The organism is Glaciecola sp. HA4-3, from assembly GCF_055693685.1.
In genome coordinates this window covers 3,609,232-3,626,345 of the sequence record NZ_CM146340.1, presented here as the reverse complement: position 1 = coordinate 3,626,345, position 17,114 = coordinate 3,609,232, and the positions used below count along the sequence as shown (strand labels likewise).

General features: G+C 40.3%; 16 protein-coding genes and 1 pseudogene. 9 read left to right on the top strand and 8 right to left on the bottom strand.

Going from position 1 to position 17,114, the window contains the following annotated elements; genetic code table 11:
* Positions 1-30: 30 nt before the first annotated feature.
* From ACZ1G6_RS17425 to ACZ1G6_RS17410, 4 genes and pseudogenes are all read right to left on the bottom strand, one after another.
* Positions 31-960: a hypothetical protein gene (locus ACZ1G6_RS17425; RefSeq protein ID WP_472617453.1), complete on the bottom strand. Its 930-nt coding sequence runs from the start codon at positions 958-960 to the stop codon at positions 31-33.
* A gap of 113 nt (positions 961-1,073) precedes the next feature.
* Positions 1,074-2,006 (bottom strand): alpha/beta hydrolase family protein, encoded by a 933-nt coding sequence (locus tag ACZ1G6_RS17420; protein WP_472617452.1) that lies wholly within the window; start codon positions 2,004-2,006, stop codon positions 1,074-1,076.
* 355 nt (positions 2,007-2,361) lie between these two features.
* Positions 2,362-3,307, bottom strand: a pseudogene (locus ACZ1G6_RS17415) (chemotaxis protein CheV).
* Positions 3,308-3,481: 174 nt separating this feature from the next.
* Complete coding sequence (locus tag ACZ1G6_RS17410) at positions 3,482-4,183, bottom strand: hypothetical protein (RefSeq protein WP_472617451.1); 702 nt, start codon at positions 4,181-4,183, stop codon at positions 3,482-3,484.
* A 333-nt stretch (positions 4,184-4,516) separates the two neighbouring features.
* On the opposite strand from ACZ1G6_RS17410, the gene ACZ1G6_RS17405 reads away from it, so the two are divergent.
* The 5 genes from ACZ1G6_RS17405 (at position 4,517) to ACZ1G6_RS17385 (ending at position 8,901) form a co-directional block, all read left to right on the top strand.
* The gene (locus tag ACZ1G6_RS17405; RefSeq protein WP_472617450.1) at positions 4,517-5,560 is read left to right on the top strand and encodes a metal-dependent hydrolase; all 1,044 of its coding nucleotides are present in this window, start codon (positions 4,517-4,519) and stop codon (positions 5,558-5,560) included.
* Between the two features lie 82 nt (positions 5,561-5,642).
* Positions 5,643-6,356 carry an anhydro-N-acetylmuramic acid kinase gene (locus ACZ1G6_RS17400; RefSeq protein ID WP_472617449.1) on the top strand — a complete coding sequence of 238 codons (714 nt, stop codon included), beginning with the start codon at positions 5,643-5,645 and terminating at the stop codon, positions 6,354-6,356.
* The gene (locus ACZ1G6_RS17395) at positions 6,320-6,862 is read left to right on the top strand and encodes an anhydro-N-acetylmuramic acid kinase (RefSeq protein ID WP_472617448.1); all 543 of its coding nucleotides are present in this window, start codon (positions 6,320-6,322) and stop codon (positions 6,860-6,862) included. The genes ACZ1G6_RS17400 and ACZ1G6_RS17395 overlap by 37 nt, the downstream gene beginning before the upstream one ends.
* Positions 6,863-6,873: 11 nt before the next feature.
* Positions 6,874-7,929, top strand: coding sequence for a beta-N-acetylhexosaminidase (gene nagZ, locus ACZ1G6_RS17390; RefSeq protein WP_472617447.1), 1,056 nt, complete (start codon positions 6,874-6,876; stop codon positions 7,927-7,929).
* A 141-nt stretch (positions 7,930-8,070) separates the two neighbouring features.
* Entirely contained in the window at positions 8,071-8,901 is an 831-nt protein-coding gene (locus ACZ1G6_RS17385) for a hypothetical protein (protein WP_472617446.1), read from the top strand.
* A 60-nt stretch (positions 8,902-8,961) separates the two neighbouring features.
* On the opposite strand, the gene murQ is transcribed toward ACZ1G6_RS17385, so the two are convergent.
* From murQ to ACZ1G6_RS17370, 3 genes are all read right to left on the bottom strand, one after another.
* Entirely contained in the window at positions 8,962-9,873 is a 912-nt protein-coding gene (murQ, locus tag ACZ1G6_RS17380) for an N-acetylmuramic acid 6-phosphate etherase (RefSeq protein ID WP_472617445.1), read from the bottom strand.
* 7 nt (positions 9,874-9,880) lie between these two features.
* Complete coding sequence (locus ACZ1G6_RS17375; protein WP_472617444.1) at positions 9,881-11,470, bottom strand: sodium:solute symporter; 1,590 nt, start codon at positions 11,468-11,470, stop codon at positions 9,881-9,883.
* 85 nt (positions 11,471-11,555) lie between these two features.
* Positions 11,556-11,864 (bottom strand): DUF6482 family protein, encoded by a 309-nt coding sequence (locus tag ACZ1G6_RS17370; protein WP_472617443.1) that lies wholly within the window; start codon positions 11,862-11,864, stop codon positions 11,556-11,558.
* A gap of 194 nt (positions 11,865-12,058) precedes the next feature.
* Between ACZ1G6_RS17370 and ACZ1G6_RS17365 the strand changes: the two genes are divergently transcribed.
* A complete protein-coding gene (locus tag ACZ1G6_RS17365; protein ID WP_472617442.1) occupies positions 12,059-12,970 on the top strand; it encodes a DUF3014 domain-containing protein in 912 nt (303 codons plus the stop codon).
* Positions 12,971-13,094: 124 nt separating this feature from the next.
* Positions 13,095-13,523 (top strand): DUF1285 domain-containing protein, encoded by a 429-nt coding sequence (locus tag ACZ1G6_RS17360; RefSeq protein ID WP_472619009.1) that lies wholly within the window; start codon positions 13,095-13,097, stop codon positions 13,521-13,523.
* Positions 13,524-13,527: 4 nt separating this feature from the next.
* On the opposite strand, the gene ACZ1G6_RS17355 is transcribed toward ACZ1G6_RS17360, so the two are convergent.
* Complete coding sequence (locus ACZ1G6_RS17355) at positions 13,528-15,075, bottom strand: methyl-accepting chemotaxis protein (protein WP_472617441.1); 1,548 nt, start codon at positions 15,073-15,075, stop codon at positions 13,528-13,530.
* A gap of 124 nt (positions 15,076-15,199) precedes the next feature.
* Here ACZ1G6_RS17355 and ACZ1G6_RS17350 point away from each other — a divergent pair, with 124 nt between their 5' ends.
* Both ACZ1G6_RS17350 and ACZ1G6_RS17345 read left to right on the top strand, forming a co-directional pair.
* The gene (locus ACZ1G6_RS17350; protein WP_472617440.1) at positions 15,200-16,519 is read left to right on the top strand and encodes a metal-dependent hydrolase family protein; all 1,320 of its coding nucleotides are present in this window, start codon (positions 15,200-15,202) and stop codon (positions 16,517-16,519) included.
* Positions 16,520-16,578: 59 nt separating this feature from the next.
* Positions 16,579-17,112 carry a YqaA family protein gene (locus ACZ1G6_RS17345; RefSeq protein WP_472619008.1) on the top strand — a complete coding sequence of 178 codons (534 nt, stop codon included), beginning with the start codon at positions 16,579-16,581 and terminating at the stop codon, positions 17,110-17,112.
* Positions 17,113-17,114: the final 2 nt, after the last annotated feature.

Genomic DNA, 17,114 nt, shown 5'->3' with positions numbered 1-17,114 from the left:
TTTCACCTACCGAAATTTATAACCAGACCTTTAATAAGCACCATCAAGTCCAAAATATTTCATTTTTTCAATTTCAGCTTGGCTAAATTGCTCAGACAACAACTGCTGTATTTGGCTCTCTTTTTCTTCTTGGCTAATCTGTGCATTTAAAATTGCTTGCTTAGACACATCAAAGGTCCCAAACCGCGCATCCCAATTTTCTATATTTAAGGCATCTTTTATTTGTTTATTTTGCAATGCTTGTTGAGCTTCAGCTAATTGCTCTGGGTTGATATTAGGGTTCAAACTAAGCTTCATGCTGTCAAACATAAACTGAGCAGAGGCATCAGAGACTCTAAATAAATCTTGCGCAACATTATCCCCTAAATATAAGGCTCTAAGTGCTTGCAACTCTTCGTATAAACGTTCGTTATCTTCTATGTTGTCAATGGTATCCATTGACGCTTCAACGGCCGCTTCTTGCGTGCGACTAAATCTTTCTTTTGCACCTAAAAATTGATAGTAGTCTTCAACTAATTTGGCCGTCTGCTCGCCTGTAATACCGGGCAACGCTGCCATAATTAAGGCTTTTAAAGCGGCTAGCGATTCACTATCTAATTGCGAATGCATCCTCTCTAGTGCTTCATCAAGGGCAATCATTGCTTCATGATCTAAAATCAAATTGCCGTCTTCATCTACTTTTACAACTTGCAAGGCGTTGTATACCGACTCGGCTGTAAAAGGCAGTGTCACTGATTCGTTAGTATTTGCCACAATTTCGTTCGCCTCATCGCTTTGAAGTGACCAGTTTTGAGCAATGTTACTGATAGTTGCTTCACTATCATCGCTGGTTTGGACTTGTGAGTCATTTATGATGGATGCGTTAAAACCACCGCTTTGGTATAGTTGATATATCCGATAAGCGAACACCATAATCACAATGATGGTCAATACGAGTGCGAAGCGTTTTTTGTTAGACATAAGGTAAAATCATTCCCTTGGGATTACACTATAAAATCGTTTGCTTATAATATGACAAAACCAATTTAACGATACATTCGTTAAACTGGCAATGTCGTTTTTGTGACTAAGATTTAGTAATTACATGTATCTCTGTAGTCAGAAATGCCAGAGTTAGCTTCATGGTTAGGCCCACACAAAAACTGCTGATAACGGCGGTCTTTGTCTAAGAAACGTTTCATCCACGATACACCGTATGTTGCCAAAACCGCATTATCACGACCAGACCCGCCATTTGCACAACTGTGATCACCATTATTTAACTCAAGTAGTGCTTTATCAACAGTACTAGGGATACGGTTGTAAAAAGGACTTGCATGAATACCTACTGGTGCAACAAGATCATTTTCACAGGCCATAATCATCGTTGGGACTCTGATTTGATTATAAGGATTAGATCCTAATGTCCAAGGTGCCATTGGTACACTTGCACTTAATCGGTTGCGCGATGCACTTTGTAAGGCACCGCCACCACCCATAGAATGTCCCATGGTAGCTAGGCGATTTTCATCTATACGATTAAACAAACGACTATTGCGATTGTTGCCTTGGTCAATCAAATACGATAAAGCACTGTCTAACTGACGGCCGCGACTAACAGGTTGATCAAATCTAGAATTTGTATCAATGGTAATAACAACAAAGCCGTTTGAAGCAAGGACAGGGCCCCACCACGCAATCGCACTTTGTGGCGCAGTAAAACCAGGAGAAATTGCAATTGTCGCTAACTCACCTGATAGATTAGAAGGATAGTAGACAGTGCCGCCACCAAAGCCACTAACACGCGAGCTAACCGACGTAGTTGCCACCGCATACGGACCACGTTGCGAGCTAACAGAGCTTAGACTCGGATTGCCGCCATTTTCATAGCCACAATTAAATTGGCAAGTATCTGGGAAGGGTAAACCATCATCGCCACCACTGCCGCCACCGCCGGCAAATGCTGCGGTTGATGCAAATAACGTTAATGCCGTTAGTAAGGATTTTCCAATGCTGTTCATTTTCATCTGTTGCTTCCTATCATCTGTTCGTTTATGTGATAAATTTGCGCGCATTTTGTGTGTTTTTTAATCAGCACGTGAGGTAAGCGTAATAGATGGTAAGACCTCTGTAAACAAATATTTTACAAAAAATTTACACGTGTACGCTGAAATCATACAGGACGTGACTTGTAGCAAAAATACAGTTTAGACCAGTTGTAAGTACTTGTTATGCTTTAGTATATAAAACTTTGAAGTTTTTCGGAATGAGTTTCGAGCTTTGCAAAAAAAGAACAACGCGAAGCATGATGTAGTCTTTTGTAATATTTTTGTAAATTTTGGAACTATGTTAGTTGGTACACACTAACACTTTATTAGAGCGTTAGGAAATTAGCTGTCGCATACGATCTTGAAGTACTTCTACTAGTAAATCAGGCTGAAATTTCGAGATAAACTTATTACATCCTACCTTTTCAACCATAGCTTCGTTAAAACTGCCGCTTAATGATGTATTTAACGCGATATAAAAATCGCTCATCCTTTCATCAGCTCTCACTTCTGCCGTTAAGCGATAACCATCCATTTTGGGCATTTCAGCATCGGTAAACATCATCAAAAACTCTTCTTTAATGTCTTTGCCTTCATCTGCAATGCCTTTTAAAAATTGCAAAGCATCATAGCCGTTTTGATGCTCAACAATCTCGACACCTAACTGCGACACGGTTTGTCTTATTTGCCAACGAGCGGTAGATGAATCGTCTACCACCACTATTTTGCGACCAATAAGTTGCTGTTTGATATTTTCATCCAATACATCCTCAGATATGCTGGTATCGTAATGAATAATTTCTGACAGTACTTTTTCCACATCGATAATCTCAACTAACTGGCTTTCACCAGCACTTTCGTGGCGAGTAATAGCGGTTAAATAGTTATCTTTTCCGCTAGTTGCAGGTGGTGGCTGAATATCCGACCACGAAGTGTTTACAATATTCATGATTTGGCCAATGAGAAAGCCCTGAACGCTTCTATTGTACTCAGTAATAATTACGTTTTGTGGTTCGTAATTTTGTGCGTTGCCTCGCAGTGAAATGGCGCTGCGTAAATCGATGACTGGTATTGATTTGCCACGATAATTTGTCACGCCTTGTATGAAACCATGAGAGCCTTGGCATAAGATTCATTTTAGGCACAGTAATCACTTCTCTGACTTTAAATACGTTTAGTGCAAAGGTATGTCTAGAGCCTAATTTAAACATTAGTAACTCAAGCCGATTTTCGCCCACCAGTTGGGTTCGTTGATCAATCGACGACATTAGTTTTGACATAATTACTTCACTTTTTCGTTTGGTAACTGTTTATATCGGCCAAATATTGATTTTGTGTAAAAGAAATTTTATCTCGCAAGAGGATGCGCAAAAGAAAGAAAAGTAATAAAGCTTATACAAGGAAAAAGCGCCATAAAGGCGCTTTAAGTGTGTTCCAACAAAATAGTTGAGTGATTATTTTGTTTTTCTAACACGTAGCATTGCAAGACCTAACAACAACATAATGGCAACACTTGGTGCATTGACATCAGTCGGGTTTGAGAATGTAAGGTTAAAGTCCCAGTGACTTGCCTTATCATAAGTATCTTGAACACCTACCCAAGCAGAACCACCGAATACTGACGCATTTTTTGCATTTGCACCGTCACCAAACTGGAAACCAAACAAACCGGTAGAGTTTCCACAATCTGTGCACGTTCTAACATCAAAAGTACGCGTACCTGGAGCATCACCAAAACCGTCAATCGTGACTGATCCTAAAATTTGAGTAAAGAAATCAATATCACCATTACCGATTGCCGCTATAACGTTAGCAATATCCATAGCCGCAGGGTTATATGCAATACCGTTTTCTTTTTTATAGCCATTGGTTTCAGCAAAACCGGTTAAATCAATATCGAATGTTGCTGTTCTACCACTTGTGTTAACTGCAGTACCAGATAAGTTACCAGTGATATTACTTAAATCGGTCATATCGATGGTAAAGAAAGTACCTGTTTGAATGCTGTATGCGGCACCAGCGGTATCTTGCTTACCAAACGTATACAAGCCATGCTGCCCCGTAGCATTGCCTACTTCGTATTGAATAATGGTCGCTTGAGCAGCTGCAGATATAAGCAGTGTGAACAAGGTTATTAGTTTTATCATGTGCTTCATTATGCTTCCTTAAAACACGATTATTATTTAATTTCCGTTTTGCCGAAAATCCATTGTTGTCTGTTAAAAAACGCTATTTACATATTGTGATGTATCTTAGATAACACTCTTTATGTAAGAAAAACTTGTCATTTAATCAACTTTCACCTGATGTTTTGCAATTATTGAGCCACATAAATAAGCTATAAATTACAGTGACTTAACTCTTGTTAAATTAACAGGTGTAAAAAAAGCTGACAATTAATAAGGTGTTTTTGTGTAAAAACCTGTCATAGAATTACTTGTTTGCTATTCTTAAACCATCTAGCGTAAACAGTATGCAATTAAGGCACTATGGACTCACTCACACAAGTCGCTCTAGGCGGCGCAGTTGCTTATGCCGTGATGGGCAATAAAGTTGGCCGAAAGGCGGTGTTATGGGGCGCAATACTTGGCACTTTGCCAGATCTTGACGTTTTAATTCCTTATGGCGGTGCAGTTGAGGATTTCACTTATCACCGCGGATTTAGCCACTCATTATTGGTTCAGTTACTCGTTAGCCCAATAATTGTTTGGTTAATTTTGAAGATTCATCAACAAAGCTCTCAATATAAAGTTCGTTGGTTTTTCCTAGTATATTTGACACTATCAAGTCATGCAATATTAGATGCGTTTACTGTATATGGTACTCAGCTGTTATGGCCTATAACTGAGTATCCGTTTGGTAGCTCTAATTTGTTTATAATTGACCCTTTTTACACGCTACCACTGTTGTTTGGCTTAGCGATTGTACTTTTACCAAAAACTTCCCAAGTGCTATCAGCAAGAGCAAACTATATGGGTTTGCTAGTCAGTACCCTATACGTAATGTGGACATTTGGTGCAAAGCTTTATATTGACCAGAAAGTTGAACTTGCTTTGGAACAAAAGGGTATTACTGCTGGCGCATACATGAGCACTCCAGCCCCATTTAATACCTTGCTTTGGCGTATTGTTATTATGCAGGACAATGCTTATTACGAAGCTTATGCTTCAGTATTCGATAAACCAAAGGATGTCTCGCTTGATTTGTATCCAAGTAATACTCAATTACTGGCAAGTATCGATGATGAATGGGGCGTGCAAAGACTTAAATGGTTCACCAAGGGCCTGTATTCTGTCCGTCAAATAGACGATACCGTCATCATGTCTGATTTACGCATGGGTATTGAGTGTAGCTATGTATTTAGTTTCGAGGTAGGAGAGATCAGCAACTCCCAAATTATTGCTGGTTCATTTGAGCAGATAAATGAGCGACCTGACTTTAGTGGCTTAGGTTTGATATGGCAGCGTATTTGGGACCCATCAGTGTCTCTTGCACCTATTGAAAAAATAGAAAATGGCTGCCTAGGCGAATAGAATGTTAAGACTATTGCAAACAAAGTATAAAACGGCAAAGTTCGATGTTAGTCTTATTCAAACTTTAAGCAATTAACAACGCATGCATCAACATATCAACACTCTCTACTCGCTTGCTAAACGCGACAGCCGGATAATTGCTGGATTGATGTGTGGCACCTCGATGGATGGTTTGGATATTGCATTGTGTGAATGCAGTCATAGTGGGCTCAATACAACATTAAAACTTATACAATTTACCACTATGCCACTGCCAAGCGATTACAAAGAAAAAGTACAACAAGTGTTTGCTCAAAACGTTGGCGATATTCAAGCTCTTACTTTATTGAATCCATGGATTGCGCAAGTACATGCCAGCCTGTTTAATAAGGCTATTGAACAATGGGGAATTCAATCCAGCGACATCGATTTAATTGCCAGTCACGGACAAACTATACACCATAGCCCTAAACATCAGCACCATATTGAGCACTACGGTAATGCCACTTTGCAATTAGGTGACGGTGATCATATCGCGCAACATACCGGCGTGATTACCCTTAGTGACTTCAGACAAAAACATATTGCCGCTGGTGGCGAAGGTGCACCACTGGTCAGTTACGGTGATTATTTATTATTTAATAGCAATAAAGAAAGTAGACTACTGATTAATATTGGCGGGATAGCGAATCTGAGTTACTTGCCTCAGCGTAATGCGCCAAGTACTTGTGACTTACCAAAAATCATGAGCAGTGACATAGGACCTGTAGCAACACACTTATGGACGCTTATGTTGATACATATGCCAATGGTTTAGCTTTTGACAAAGACGCAGTGTTAGCAAAAAGCGGCACTATCAATGAAGATTTTTTACATGCGCTTTTACAGCATCCATTCTTGCCAAAACAGATGCCCAAAACCACGGGGCAAGAAGCGTTTAATTTAGCATTTGTTGAACATGCGAAAGCTCAAGCGGCTTGTCAAAATATTTCATTGGAAGATGCATTGGCGACACTTAATCGATTTAGCGCTTTGTGCATCATTACAGCAGTCAAGGCTTTGCATACCAACAGTACATCACTGAGTATCTACATTAGTGGTGGCGGTATCCATAACCCTCTATTAATAAATACTATTAAAACGGCATTACCCAATATTAAGGTGTTAAGGACCGATGATATAGGTGTTTCAGCCGATGCAAAAGAAGCGATATTATTTGCCTTATTAGCAAATGAATGTGTAGCTGGAACATCGAAAACATTTGCAAATCTTCACTCTCAGATGCCCGCCGTCAGCATGGGCAAGATAAGCTTCCCGGACTAAAACGAGCCTTTATGAAAGAACAGAAATTGCCAAATACACAACTCAGCAATGTTATTTTTGGGTGTAGCGGCTTACGTTTAAGCTCCCAAGAATTGGCTTTGTTTGCGGACATAAAACCATTGGGCTTGATTTTATTTGCACGAAATATTGACTCACCCGAGCAAGTTAAAGACCTTGTGGCGAGCTTTAAAGAATGTACTGATAATCCTGATGCCTTGATATTAATCGATCAAGAAGGTGGCAGAGTATCCCGACTTAATAACAAGTATTGGCGAATCCCTCCTAGCCCTACTGAATTTGCAAAGCTATATCTAACAAGACCTGATGATGCAGCCAAAGCGATATACCTTAACTATCAACTCATCGCATTAGACTTACAGGCCTTAGGCATTAACGTTAATTGTGCACCTATGTTGGATATTCCTCAGTCTAATGCATCAAGTGTTGTGACTGACAGAGCCTTAGGTAGTGAGGTAAAGCAAATTATCGAATTAGGTGAGCAAACACTTTTAGCAATGCAATCTATTGGTGTTGAAGGCGTTATAAAGCATGCTCCTGGCCATGGTCGCGCAACCAGTGATAGTCATTTTGACTTACCCATTGTCGATGCAAGTCTTGAATTCCTGAGCAAACATGATTTTTTACCTTTTAAACATTTTGCCAATCAAAGTATGCTTATGACTGCGCATATTGTTTTTACTGGTATCGATAAAGACAGACCTGCAACACTAAGCCCGATTGTAATTAACGAAGTAATCCGGCAACAGCTTGGTTTTAGTGGTTTAATCATGACTGATGATATCGATATGAAAGCGCTCAGTGGTAGCCCATCAGAAAAAGCACAACAAGCATGGTCAGCAGGGTGTGATGTTGTGCTGCAGTGCAGTGGCGATATGAGCATCATGGAAGATATTGCAAAGGTATGCAAACCTTTAAAAGATACATCATTGAAACGCGCAAAGCGCGCAATGAAAAAGGCAAGTCTAACACCAGCACATCAAATCAAATATGATCAATTGCGAATCAATGAGCAGATCCAAAGCCTACTACGCAATATCCTAAATTAAACTCTATCAATTAGTGTCCAGTTATTTTACACAAACACAACACTCAAAAATTAACCTATTATATATCAATAGGTTAACTATGGCTTAGTTCTTGCTCGAGTGTCAATGTAACACCAAAAACTCACTCTCTTAGGAAACTCAATGAAAAATTATAAAATTTGGCGCGTCTTAGTATCGTGCATAATGCTGTGTAGCTCATACTCACAAGCATCAATTATTATGGCTGGAAATGACTCTGTTGTAGCGCCTAATTCTGGTAGCTGGGCATTCAACAACTACCAACTTCAGCCATTTAGACAAGCAGTTGATAGCGAAGCTAATTTTGGTCCCTCAGGTGTTGTTAAGCAATCGGTCTCTACGGTAAATCTGGGTGCAAATATCACATCAGCTAGTCTCAGTAATGTCGATATATTTGTTGCTAGTTATTGGTCTGACAATAATTCAGGCGCTTATGTTACTACCTTAGTAAATTACTTTTTAAGCGGTGGTGACTTAATGCTATTTCAAGATAACTCAGCATTTGATGCTATTGGAGCGGCACTAGGCTTAGCAACCTTTAACCGTGCTACTAATCCAACAACTATAGCAAACAATGTACTTGGCACGCCTTTTGGAAACGTTAATCCAATATCACAAAGAGGTGCATATGGTCACTTAAACACCGCATCAGTCATTGCCAACAATGGCAGTGTTTGCGGCACTGACCGTAATGGTGGAATCACGGTTGCATGTTGGGGTGAAGGTGAATATCGAGCTGGCGCCGGGTCATTAACAATTGTAACTGATATCGACCTTATCTCTGGATCCTATGGTGGCGCTAGTTACAACCCATTAAATGATAAAGGGCGCTTTGGTTTAAACTTAGTTGCATTCCATTTAGACGATCATACTAAAACAGTGTCTGCGCCGAGCACGATTGTTTTGTTCGTTTTTTCTTTTTTAATCCTTTTGCGACTTAAAAAGTCTAAATAAATGAGCTAATGTAATGCAGTTAGCGATTCATTAAAGTATGATTCGCTATCTGCTAATCCGCTATAATACTTTGCCCAAGTGCCCGTTTTGTTTATCAAGCAAGTCTTTTGCGTCTTCTGGCCCCAGATTCGTCAGCAACATTAAAATAGCTAATTTGGCGCTATTATCTGCCTGTTTAAGCGCATCTTCAGCGTGTGCTTGTTGACAACTTGTTGCTTGCATGACAATGCGGATAGCGCGTGCTTTAAGTTTCTCATTTGTTGCATTCACATCAACCATCAAGTTTTGATAGACCTTACCTAACTTGACCATAGATGCTGTGCTAAGCATGTTTAATATCATTTTTTGTGCACTACCAGATTTCATTCTAGTAGAGCCAGTGAGACACTCGGGGCCTACATGGGCACATAAGCCAATTTGGGCAATTTTTAACATCGGGGAATCGGGATTACATACAAGGGCAACTGAATCTGCACCTATTTTATTGGCATGTGCCAAAGCACTAATAACATAAGGTGTTCTGCCACTTGCCGCAATGCCAACCAGCGTATCTTTTGCATCAAAATTAATATTGTGCAAATCGTCAAGTGCTAACTGGGCATTATCCTCAGCGCCTTCTACCGCATGGGTAAGTGCCTTGTCGCCGCCAGCAATAATGCCAATCACTAAGTCATCAGAAACGCTAAAAGTAGGCCTGCATTCAACTGCATCTAACACACCTAGTCGCCCGCTGGTGCCCGCGCCAATATAGATTAAACGACCGCCTTGTTGAATATTTTTAACGATTATGTCAACAGCCTGAGCCATGGGCGGTAGCGTTTTTGCTACCGCTAATGCCACACCTTTATCTTCAGAATTTATCAGTGTTAACAAATCAAGCGTACTGAGTTTGTCCATATTGGTGCTTGCTGGATTGCGACCTTCTGATGCAAGCGTGTCGAGTTGTTGGATAAGGTCAGTAGTGGAATCCATAATAGCCCTATGCCTCGTCAGCATTAGAAAAATGTTTGGTGTTTTTCACTTTGCCCAAACAGCACACCATCGTTGCGATGCTTGTTGCGATAAGAAGTTGATACGAAAAGTTAATATCAAATTGCCAAGACTCAGGTAAATACAAATTCTGCACGTACGGCTGCATAAGCACAGGAATACTAAAACCGACCACCAAAGCCAACACGATAGAAATGGGCGAGCCACGAGAGGTAAACAACGCAGTAAAATAAATACCTAATAAACCGCTATACGAGAACACCATCACACTTAAAGCAAACGCCAGTAGCGGCATATCTGTATATTGCTGCCAGTAATAACAAAGAAATGCCATCGCACCAAGTAATATGGCGACAATGCCCATGCTAATGCGTCCAGCAAATACTAGCTGCTTTTCACTTGGCGTAACCCCCTTTTTTAAACCACAATAGTACCCTTTATAAATGTCTTGCACCGCAACTGACGACATGCTGTTTAAACCCGAATTTAATGTCGACAAAGCAGCGGCAATAATACCAATAGTAACGACTGCTTTTATCCCATTGGGCAAGTCTGTTAACACATAATACATAAAGATTGTGACTGTTTGCCCGATAAACTCCGGCGTAGGTGCGCCATCTAGGCCATTGTTCATAATGTCAGGGCGTTGATAATAGACAAATAATAGTAAGCCAATACAAACAAAAATTAGCACCACTGGAATCCCCATAAAAATGGAGCTCACAAGTGCTTTTGTGGCGCTTTTAGAATCTTTACAAGTTAGCATTCGTTGACTGACGTCTTGATCTAAACCAAAAGCGGCTATATTTAATAACACAAAGCCAGTAATAATAGACCAAAACCCAAATACACCTGCGCCACCTAAATCAAAACGAAAATCTAAGAACGTAAGTTTCGAGGCTTGGTCAGCGCCAGGGTTTTGAAGGACTTGCACAATAGTAGACAGGTCTGCTGGAATGCTACTAAACAAATACCCTAGGACCAAAAGCGCTGCTAAGATATAAACAAGTGCTTGAATCACGTCACTATATATAACAGAACGAATACCACCATAAACGGTATATGCAAAGCCTGTGATGGCAATTAATGAGATAGCCGCTAACACTTGTAAAGGCGCGATATCGCCAAATAGGATCATAGCAACGGCGATAGCCGCCATATAGAGCCTTGCGCCACTAGCAAATAGACGGCCAATCAAATACACAGTGCCTGCTTGATACTTCGATTTTTCACCAAAGCGTTGCGCTAAAAGCTCATAAACAGTAAATACTTTGTATTGATAAAACTTTGGCATTAAAAAATAGGCAACAAACACAGCAGCAATAATGCCAGCCAGATTTGTGGCTAAATACGTTAAGTCGCCTCGATAACCTTGATCCGGACCACCCAAAAAAGTGGCAGCAGATTGTGATGTGGCAAGCACTGATACGCCAACTAACCAAATCGGCATTTGCTTACCTGCTAAAAAGTAATCTGTACTAGATTGCGCTTTGCGATTAAACCAAAGGCCGGTTGCGATTAATAACAGACCATATCCGGCAAAAATAGACCAGTCTAAAAATGTGAATTGTTCAATCATAGTGAATTATTGTAAGTATGATTTTGCCACTATAAACCGATTTTACTAAGGATGTTTATGTTTTTAATACAAACATTCTTTGAATTTAGTATGGCTGTTGCATCGAAAATGGCATCGCCATCGCTTGTTCAGCCTTATTAGGATTACCTATCATTTCATCATAAGGGGAGTCATGCACCATCACAGCTTCTGCAACTTCGCAGTGTTCAAAACAGTCTCGTATTTGTTGAGAGCTGTGAAAACGCATTGGTTTATCTTGATCATCGTAGACAAAACCACTGTGTTGTAGGGTCGATAGTTTAACTAAATAAACATTCATCTCAAAAGACTGCACTTCTAAACGTTCTATCTTGATGGCTTCTTTGCTTATCGCTTTCATAAAAAACTTATGCATTAGTCAATTCACTTATGATGATAAAGGGTATACTTTCTATACGCGTAGCGTTGTTATCAGTTCAACATAAGCACTAGGATTTACTATGTTTTAGACGCTTCATGCGAACTTTATTGAAAACTGAAGGGTCAACCATATATATCAATAGCAAAACACATAATTATTCATCGTCAGACATGCCCAAGGAGTGTTAAATGTCAGAACAACCGAGTCAATTCGAACAAATGAAACCCTACCTATTCGTCGCGGCAGGCCTGTTTTTGTTATTGCTCGTGGTCGTATTATGGCCAACGTCAGATGATGTAGAAGATGCACCTGCGCCTATCGTTGTTGATGTGCCTCTAAACCTTGAAAGCAAGCCAGCACCAAGTATTGGTTTATCCGAACCTCAAATATCACAAACTGACGTTGAAGAGCAGCCCATTCCTGATGTCTTTGAAATTCCAGAACGCCCTATTGGTGTAGAAATCGATGAAAATACGCAGGTCGACGAAATTAACATCCAAGAGGTCCCTGAGGAAGTGCCACTTGATACCAGTGACGCATCGGTAAAATCTGCCTTAATAGATATCGCAAGCTCTCCTATGTTTGGTCGTTTGTTAGTCAACGATAGCCTTTTGCAAAAATTTGTAATCAACGTGCACAATATTGCACAGCAGGAATTATCCACAAAAGATACTTTGATGATTGAGCCTGAAAATGCTTTTCGAACATACCAACAAGCTGACAGAGTATGGATCGATAAAGCCAGCTTTCAGCGATATAATGTATACGTAGATGCATTATCATCAGTCGATACAGATCGACTCTTAGCAATTTACGATACCTACAAACAAGACATTGAACAGCGCTACGCCGAGATAAGTCGTCCAGGCGCTTCGTTTGATGAAGCGCTTCTAAAAGCAATTAATGAACTGTTAGATACACCACAAGTTCCAGTACCGATAGAGGTGTATACTGATTCTGTGATGTTTAAATTTAAAGATGAGCGAATCGAAGCGCTTGCGCCAGCACAAAAGCAATTATTGCGAACAGGTCCAGAAAACATGCGACAAATAAAAGACGTTTTACGGGACATAAAAAGCGCGTTAGACGACCGTAACTAACAACATGGGGTATTGACCTTGGATATAGGGCAAATACAACAACAGATATCTCAAGCGGGCACAGCCAGCATACCGCCGGTAGAGCAATGGAATCCACCATTTTGTGGCGATATGAACCTTAGTCATTAAACGCAATGGGCAATGGTGGCATGAAGGCACGCCCTTTACGCGTGCAAAACTGATTAAACTATTATCAAGTGTGTTAAAAAAAGAAGATGATAAATATTTTTTAGTCACCCCTGTAGAGAAAATTGGTATACATGTTGAAGATGTGCCTTTTGTCATTATCGAGGCAAATAACGGCGATAAAGGCATTGAGGTTCAGACACAAACTGGTGATATCGCCACTATCAGTGAACATCACCCAATAGAGTTGAGACACTTTGATGGTAATTTATTACCCTATTGCAAAATTCGACGCAATTTATGGGCGCGTGTCCACCAAAATGTACTATACCGTTGGGTAGAAGAGGCGCAGCAAGACACTGTTGATGGCCAAACACACTTGGTGCTAAGTAGTAGTGACTACCGATTTAGTTTAGGTGAAATCTAAAACGCTAGCTTGCAAAGGTTTTATTAAGGCCTGCTAATAGTTTAATGTTCTTATCAAGCTCATCTGCATTATTTTGCATTTGCTTTGCAAGGTCAGCATTGCTATTTGCCACATTAAAAATAGCATCTACATTGGTATTCACTGCGTTGCAATTGCTTTGTTGAACTTCACTGGCACTGACAATACCATCAAGTAAACCCGAAATATTCGCAATTTGTTCATATACCGATTCAATTGAATCTGCAGATTGTTGAGCTTGCATGGCACTATGATTAGCCGATTCTTTAGATTCATGCATTTTGCCCACCCAATCTTGTAAGGTGTTGCGCATGGCCTGTGTACTGGCAATCGTTTTAGCCGCGGATTCTTGTGTTCTGGTAGATAATGCACGAACTTCATCTGCAACAACCGAAAAACCTCGCCCACTTTCCCCTGCTCGAGCAGCTTCAATAGCGGCATTTAGTGCCAATAGATTGGTTTGATCAGCAATTGATTCTATTTCACCAATGGTCGCGGCAACCATGTCTGAAGCGTTCATCAGTTCATCGGCAATAGAAGCAGCATTTTCTACCATTGACGACAAGCCATTTACTGATTTTTGTCCATCTAAGATAAGGTTTTTGGCGGTTTCGCATTGCTCATTTGTTTGATGCATATTGTGATTGGTTTGTGTGGTATCACTAGCCACACTTTCAATCCCTGTATTCATATCATGAATAGCATCTGTTATTTGTCGCATTTCTGATTGCTGTTGAATAATGCCTTCGGTGGTTTGATGGGCAATATGAAGCGTATCTTCTACTACTTTTTCTAGCTTATTTGCAGCATCACTAGTTCGACCTAATATTGTCCGTTGCATCGCTTTGTGCATGCCTATATGAAATTTAACAATGCCTTTAGTGCCATAACCACCCAACACAAATCGGCTTACACTGTCATATTCATTTTTAAGACTTTGGGCAAACGCAGGTGTTTGTAGCAGCTCTGCATTGAATAAGATAGCGCCCAAAAGAGTACTAACAAACAAAGCTAGCGCAACAAACCAACTTGAAGCAAGTGAAAAACCTACCGCTAGCAATGCCACAAAAGCGCCATAAGCTATTGCCTTTTGTTTAACACTAAACTCCTTGGTTTTATTCATCTTACCGCTGTTAATATCGGCGTATAAGGCGGTAGCTCTAACAACTTGCTCGCGTTGAGGTTTGACTCTTACCGACTGATAGCCAACTAATTTACCGCCTTCATTAATAGGTGTGACAAACGCATCTACCCAATAATAACGACCGTCTTTACATATATTTTTGACCAATCCCTGCCATGAACGACCAGCTTCCAAATGTGTCCACATGTCTTTAAAAGCGGCTTTTGGCATATCTGGGTGACGTACGATATTGTGGTTCTTGCCGACAAGCTCTTCACTTGTATAACCTGCAATATTACAAAACACATCGTTTGCATAGGTGATGACACCTCGTGTATCGGTGGTCGAAACAAGTTGCTGGGTTTGATCAAAGTTTACTTCTTGATCGACTACGGTTTGTCCTCGGCGCATGGCTTACCTGCTATCTAATTGCTGTGTTTTGGAGATACTGACATATCAAAACGAGTGATTTAAAACTTTGATTTGCTGATGTTTTTGTCTTATTGTTTATGGGTCTAACACACAGGTCACAACAATGATAAAAACTCACATACTCTCAAAACGCTTTTTGAGTGGCTTTACGATTTTAGCGGCTTGCTTAATATCGTTGCCAGCCCTCTCAGCTACTCATATTTACGTGTCTAATTTAATTACTAGTAAAGATACAAAAATTCATACTAATAAAACTGTTATCGTAGAAAACAACAAAATCATTAGCATTGTTGATGGGAAAGTTGAAGGCGATGAGTCTGACACATTCATTGATTTAAGTGGGCATACTATGATGCCAGGTTTGATGGATATGCATACTCACTTGTCGTTTCAAAACGAAGGCCCTTCAGGTTATGTAAAGCGATTTACTTACAACGAAGCCGACTACACTATTGAAGCGGTAAACTACGCAAAAACAACGTTGATGTCGGGTTTTACAACAGTGCGTAATGTTGGCGACGTATTTAACGAAACCGTTGCCCTTCGCAAAGCAATTAATAGCCAAAAAGCGCTTGGCCCACGAATCTATACAGCGGGTAAATCTATTGCAACAACCGGTGGGCATGCCGACCCAACAAACTCTTTTAGCAAGCGTCTAATGGGCACACCTGAACCAGTAGATGGGGTTGTTAACGGTGTTGCAGAAGCTCGCGAAGCAGTACGTCAGCGTTATAAAGATGGCGCAGACCTAATCAAAATTACGGCAACTGGTGGCGTATTGTCAGTAGCGAAAAATGGCCAAAACCCCCAGTTTTTTACTGATGAGCTAGAAGCGATTGTGCAAACTGCGCACGATTATGAAATGACGGTTGCTGTCCATGCACATGGCAAAGAAGGCATGAAACGCGCTATTTTAGCAGGCGTTGATTCTATTGAGCATGGTACTTACATGGATGATGAAATAATCGGGCTTATGCGTAAACATAATGTTTACTATGTTCCGACTATTCTTGCTGGAAATTTTGTTGCTGAAAAATCAAAAATCGACGGATACTTTCCTGAAATTGTTCGACCAAAAGCAGCAGAAATAGGACCGCTTATCCAAGGGACATTTGCACGAGCACACGAAGATGGGGTGTTAATTGCATTTGGAACGGATTCTGGAGTCTCAGCGCATGGTGACAATGCGCAAGAATTTGCATTAATGGTAGAAGCGGGCATGTCTGAGATGGACGCAATTCGTTCAGCAACATTAAACACCGCAAAATTGCTTAAAATAGAAGACGAATTAGGCACTATAGAAGAAGGTAAACTTGCAGATTTAGTTACGGTTAAAGGTAATCCGATCGAAGATATTACCTTGCTTCAAAACATACAATTTGTAATGAAAGATGGTGTCGTTTACAAGCACATTAGTGAATAAGCGCTGACGTTCTTTTGTCAATAAAGCAAAAACTAAAACGGCTGATTTACTCTAAAAAGATGCTTACCGGAGTGGGTATAGCATCTTTTTTAGAATCAACTGTTGTGCCCATTCCCCTTGAAACAATCCTAGTGCCTTTGATGCAAGCAAGGCGAGAGAAGCTATGGTTCATTGCCGCGGTAACCACGATTGGTTGCATCATAGGTGCCTTATTAGGGTACGCCATAGGTTACTTTTTATTTGATGTATTTAAGGATTTAATTATTCAATACATTGCAAATGAACAGCAACTTGCTGCATTTAAAAATCATATGGCGCGAGACGGCTTTTGGTTTATATTCAGCACTGGTGTTACCCCCGTTCCATTGCAAATCGCTATGATTGCCGCAGGGCTTTCGCAATACTCTTTATTTTTATATATTAGTGCCGTGACCTTATCGCGAATTATCCGTTATTTTGGTTTGGCCGTTTTGGTTTATTATTTTGGGAATAAAACCGAAAAAATTATTAGACAGTATAAATGGCAAGTCGGACTAATTGGTTTGGCAGTGATTACTATCTTTATCATTAGTCGAATATGGTTGTTCAGTTAATA

Coding starts and splice junctions, on each gene's coding strand:
- ACZ1G6_RS17425 (WP_472617453.1), bottom strand. CDS start 960: ATGTCTAACAAAAAACGCTTCGCACTCGTATTGACCATCATTGTGATT.
- ACZ1G6_RS17420 (WP_472617452.1), bottom strand. CDS start 2,006: ATGAAAATGAACAGCATTGGAAAATCCTTACTAACGGCATTAACGTTA.
- ACZ1G6_RS17410 (WP_472617451.1), bottom strand. CDS start 4,183: ATGAAGCACATGATAAAACTAATAACCTTGTTCACACTGCTTATATCT.
- ACZ1G6_RS17405 (WP_472617450.1), top strand. CDS start 4,517: ATGGACTCACTCACACAAGTCGCTCTAGGCGGCGCAGTTGCTTATGCC.
- ACZ1G6_RS17400 (WP_472617449.1), top strand. CDS start 5,643: ATGCATCAACATATCAACACTCTCTACTCGCTTGCTAAACGCGACAGC.
- ACZ1G6_RS17395 (WP_472617448.1), top strand. CDS start 6,320: ATGGACGCTTATGTTGATACATATGCCAATGGTTTAGCTTTTGACAAA.
- nagZ (WP_472617447.1), top strand. CDS start 6,874: ATGAAAGAACAGAAATTGCCAAATACACAACTCAGCAATGTTATTTTT.
- ACZ1G6_RS17385 (WP_472617446.1), top strand. CDS start 8,071: ATGAAAAATTATAAAATTTGGCGCGTCTTAGTATCGTGCATAATGCTG.
- murQ (WP_472617445.1), bottom strand. CDS start 9,873: ATGGATTCCACTACTGACCTTATCCAACAACTCGACACGCTTGCATCA.
- ACZ1G6_RS17375 (WP_472617444.1), bottom strand. CDS start 11,470: ATGATTGAACAATTCACATTTTTAGACTGGTCTATTTTTGCCGGATAT.
- ACZ1G6_RS17370 (WP_472617443.1), bottom strand. CDS start 11,864: ATGCATAAGTTTTTTATGAAAGCGATAAGCAAAGAAGCCATCAAGATA.
- ACZ1G6_RS17365 (WP_472617442.1), top strand. CDS start 12,059: ATGTCAGAACAACCGAGTCAATTCGAACAAATGAAACCCTACCTATTC.
- ACZ1G6_RS17355 (WP_472617441.1), bottom strand. CDS start 15,075: ATGCGCCGAGGACAAACCGTAGTCGATCAAGAAGTAAACTTTGATCAA.
- ACZ1G6_RS17350 (WP_472617440.1), top strand. CDS start 15,200: ATGATAAAAACTCACATACTCTCAAAACGCTTTTTGAGTGGCTTTACG.
- ACZ1G6_RS17345 (WP_472619008.1), top strand. CDS start 16,579: ATGCTTACCGGAGTGGGTATAGCATCTTTTTTAGAATCAACTGTTGTG.